At 62.2% G+C, this 3,613-nt stretch carries 5 protein-coding genes; 3 read left to right on the forward strand and 2 right to left on the reverse strand.

Features of this window, described 5'->3' with window-relative positions; genetic code table 11:
- From EN906_RS26805 to EN906_RS26815, 3 genes are all read left to right on the forward strand, one after another.
- On the forward strand, positions 1 to 1,218 hold a 1,218-nt coding region (locus tag EN906_RS26805), incomplete at its 5' end, for a prolyl oligopeptidase family serine peptidase (RefSeq protein ID WP_164777380.1).
- Positions 1,215 to 1,841, forward strand: coding sequence for a LysE family translocator (locus EN906_RS26810; RefSeq protein WP_127269948.1), 627 nt, complete (start codon positions 1,215 to 1,217; stop codon positions 1,839 to 1,841). The genes EN906_RS26805 and EN906_RS26810, both read left to right, overlap by 4 nt.
- 156 nt (positions 1,842 to 1,997) lie before the next feature.
- Positions 1,998 to 2,402, forward strand: coding sequence for an SET domain-containing protein-lysine N-methyltransferase (locus tag EN906_RS26815; RefSeq protein ID WP_127269950.1), 405 nt, complete (start codon positions 1,998 to 2,000; stop codon positions 2,400 to 2,402).
- Here EN906_RS26815 and EN906_RS26820 read toward each other — a convergent pair.
- Together EN906_RS26820 and EN906_RS26825 are read right to left on the reverse strand one after the other, a co-directional pair.
- Positions 2,399 to 3,349: a cytochrome c gene (locus EN906_RS26820; RefSeq protein ID WP_127269952.1), complete on the reverse strand. Its 951-nt coding sequence runs from the start codon at positions 3,347 to 3,349 to the stop codon at positions 2,399 to 2,401. The genes EN906_RS26815 and EN906_RS26820 overlap by 4 nt on opposite strands.
- A 9-nt stretch (positions 3,350 to 3,358) precedes the next feature.
- On the reverse strand, positions 3,359 to 3,613 hold a 255-nt coding region (locus EN906_RS26825; protein WP_164777381.1), incomplete at its 5' end, for a cytochrome c.

Genomic DNA, 3,613 nt, shown 5'->3' on the forward strand with positions numbered 1-3,613 from the left:
GCCGACGGCGCCAAGGAGTTCAAGAGCATGACGGCCCCCGCGGGCGCTCCCGTGCGCGCCCCCTTTCCTTCCCTGGTTCCTCCCGCCCCCTTCCTTCTGCTCCTGTCGGTGCTCGGCTTGAGCGACCACATGGTTCGGCTCGAACGCAAGGAAGGCCTGCCGCGCATCGTCGTGCACGACCGCACCAGCGGCGAGGAGCATCTTTTGTCCCTCGACGAGGAGGCTTTCTCGCTCGGCCTGTCGGGTTCCTATGAGTACGACACCGAGATCATGCGCTTTTCCTATTCGTCGATGACGACACCTGCGCAGGTGTTCGACTATAATATGCGTACCCGCGAGCGGGTGCTGCTGAAGACCCAGGAAGTGCCATCCGGCCATGATGCGGACCACTATGTCACGCGGCGCCTGATGGCGCCGGCCAGCGATGGCGAACTGGTGCCGATCTCGCTTTTGCACCATCGCGACACGCCGCTGGACGGATCCGCACCTTGCCTGCTTTACGGCTACGGCTCCTATGGCATCACCGTGCCGGCCGCCTTCAACACCAACTGGTTCTCGCTGGTCGACCGGGGCTTTGTCTTCGCCATCGCTCACGTTCGCGGCGGCAAGGACAAGGGCTATGGCTGGTACGATGACGGCAAGCGGGAGAACAAGATGAACACGTTCACCGATTTCATCGCCGTCGCGCGCCATCTGGTGACGGAGCGTTACACGGCGCATGACCGTATCGTCGCCCAGGGCGGTTCGGCCGGCGGCATGCTGATGGGTGCCGTCGCCAACATGGCGCCGGATTGTTTTGGCGGCATCGTCGCCGAGGTACCCTTCGTCGATGTCCTCACCACCATGCTCGATGCGACCCTGCCGCTGACGCCGCCGGAATGGCCCGAATGGGGCAACCCGATCGCGTCCGCCGACGACTACCGGACCATTGCCGCCTACTCGCCCTATGACAATGTCGTTGATCACGACTATCCGCCGATCCTGGCGCTGGCCGGTCTCACCGATCCGCGCGTCACCTATTGGGAACCGGCCAAATGGGTGGCCCGGCTGCGCGACCGCAAGAGCGGGGACAATCCGGTCCTGTTCAAGATCAACATGGATTCCGGCCATGCCGGTGCCTCCGGCCGGTTTTCGCGGCTGGAGGAGATCGCCTACACCTATTCCTTCGCGCTGAAGGTGATGGGTAAGGCGCAGCCTACGGGAGAAATCGACCGATGATCGATCTCGCTACACTGATTGCTTATGTCGCGGTTGTGCTCGGCTTCGTCTTCATCCCGGGTCCGGCCACGCTCCTTACCATAGCGCGGGCAACGAGTTCCGGAACCAAGGTTGGCATCGCGACCGGCGCTGGGATCGCTGTCGGCGACATCTTTCACACCGTCATGGCCATGATCGGCATATCGGCGATCATCGCCGCATCGGCGACGCTGTTCAGCGTCATAAAGTACATCGGCGCGGCCTACCTGGTTTATCTCGGCATTCGCGCGATCATGGAGAAAACACCAGGCGGCCCGGCTGCCGGCGCGCTTGCGATCTCTGCCGGGAAGGCGTTTCGACAGGCTGTCCTGACCGAAGTGCTCAACCCCAAGACCGCTCTGTTCTTCCTTGCCTTCCTGCCTCAGTTCGTGCGGCCTGAAAACGGGACGGTGATGCTTCAGATGACCGTGTTGGGGGCCATCTTCGTCGTACTGGGCCTTTTCAGCACGGTCGTCTTTGCCGTGAGCGCTGGCCGGCTCGGCACGTTCCTGCGCCGAAATCCGTCGGTGTTACGATGGCAGGGCAAAGTTGTCGGCGGCATCTACTGCGCTTTGGGCGTCCGTCTGGCGCTGCAGCAACGCTGACTCCAGACGATGATCGACGCGCCTTCCGAAGAGGCTGCGTGATCAGGGCTTTTTAAGTTCCCGTTGCTCATTTTCACTCGCAATTGCGATGACCGCGCGCTACCCAGTGCGCGGTTTTTCCCGGCCCGACAGCCTCCAATCGCGTAAAGGTCCATTATGCTGCTCGTCGACGTCTATCTCGACAAATCGCCTATCCAGGGAATCGGCGTCTTTGCCAAGAACCACATTCCTCGCGGCACTCTGATCTGGAAGCTGGACCCAAGGTTCGATCGGCTCATCGAGGTCGAGACTTATGAACGTGCGGCCGGCCCGGTGAAGAGCTATCTCGATCGCTACTCCTATCCCGACCGCCGCGATCCGAACTACATCGTCTTCGAAGCCGACGACGCGCGCTACATGAACCATGCCGACGAGCCGAACTGCGACGTCTCCTCACCGGAGGAGAGCTTTGCGCTGCACGACATCGCGCCTGGCGAAGAGCTGACCTGCAACTACAACCATTTCTTCGAGACGGGTTTCGATTTTCTCGGCGACCGCCACCTGTCTGAAGACTCGGTCTAGTTTGCCGTCTTCTTGCGGGCCGGATAGCCGTTTGGATGCGCCGGTATCGCCTTCAGATAGGCGGCGATGGCCGCACGGTCCTGCGGCGTCAGTTCGGCCATGTTCCGTTGGACATCGACCATGGCGCCGCCGACCGAATCGAAATCGGGCGTGAAGCCGGTTTCGAGATAGTTGGCGATATCGGCCTCCGACCAGTCGGCGAGACCGCCCTCGCCCGATGTGATGTTCGGCACGACGCCATTGCCTTCGGCGGCCACGGCGCCCGCCAGCCACTCGTTCTTCTTCGTGCCGCCCGCAAGATCGCGCGGCGTGTGGCATTCGCCGCAATGGCCTGGCCCTTCGACCAGATAGCGGCCTGCCATCACCGGATCAGGCTTGCCTTCGGGGAAGGCAACAACCGGCTGATCGCTGAGATAGAGCAATTTCCACAGGCCGATGCCGCGGCGAATATTGAAGGGAAAACCGAGCGAATTGCCCGCTGCCTTGCCGGCGACGGCCGGCAACGTCTTCAAGAAGGCATAGAGATCGCCAATGTCAGCCGGATTCATGCGCGCGTAGGATGCATAGGGAAACGCCGGATAGAAATGCTCACCAGAAGGCGACACGCCCTTCAGCATGGCATTGGCGAGGTCCTCGACAGACCATGCGCCGATACCGTCCCTGGGATCTTGCGAAATGTTGGGCGGCACGAAGGTTCCGAACGGCGTCTTGAGTTCAAGGCCACCCACGAGTTGAAGCCGGGCGTCGCCCTGTGAGCCCGGCTTTGCATGGCAGGATGTGCAACCGCCGGCATAAAAGATGCGCTTGCCCCTGGCTGCGTCGCCAGGACCGAGCTTGGCCAGGGTTTCCCTGTCGAGCGTCACCGGCGCCGACAGGACCCACCCGGCAACCGCGCCGACGCCGCCCAGAATGACGACGGCGCCGACAAGTTTCTTCAGCCATGCCATGGCTGGTGATCAGCCCTTCTTGATTCTGTAGCCTTGATGGCAGGTGCCGCAATCCGAGCCGATAGCGCCGACTTGCGCCTTCAGCGCGTCGGCATCGGCGGGAGCCGCAGCGACCGCGGCCTTCACGTCTGCGAGATATTTGTCCTCGGCTGCGTTGAAGCCAGCCATGTCTTGCCAGATCTTCGGCGAGGCCGTGGTATCGCCGGTGTCGCTGCCGGCCGGGAACAGCGCATCGGCATCGAATTTTTCCGCATTCGCCTGCAA

This window comes from Mesorhizobium sp. M7A.F.Ca.CA.004.06.1.1 (assembly GCF_003999135.1).
In the GTDB taxonomy this organism is placed as follows: Bacteria; Pseudomonadota; Alphaproteobacteria; order Rhizobiales; family Rhizobiaceae; genus Mesorhizobium.

Coding starts and splice junctions, on each gene's coding strand:
- EN906_RS26815 (WP_127269950.1), top strand. CDS start 1,998: ATGCTGCTCGTCGACGTCTATCTCGACAAATCGCCTATCCAGGGAATC.
- EN906_RS26810 (WP_127269948.1), top strand. CDS start 1,215: ATGATCGATCTCGCTACACTGATTGCTTATGTCGCGGTTGTGCTCGGC.
- EN906_RS26820 (WP_127269952.1), bottom strand. CDS start 3,349: ATGGCATGGCTGAAGAAACTTGTCGGCGCCGTCGTCATTCTGGGCGGC.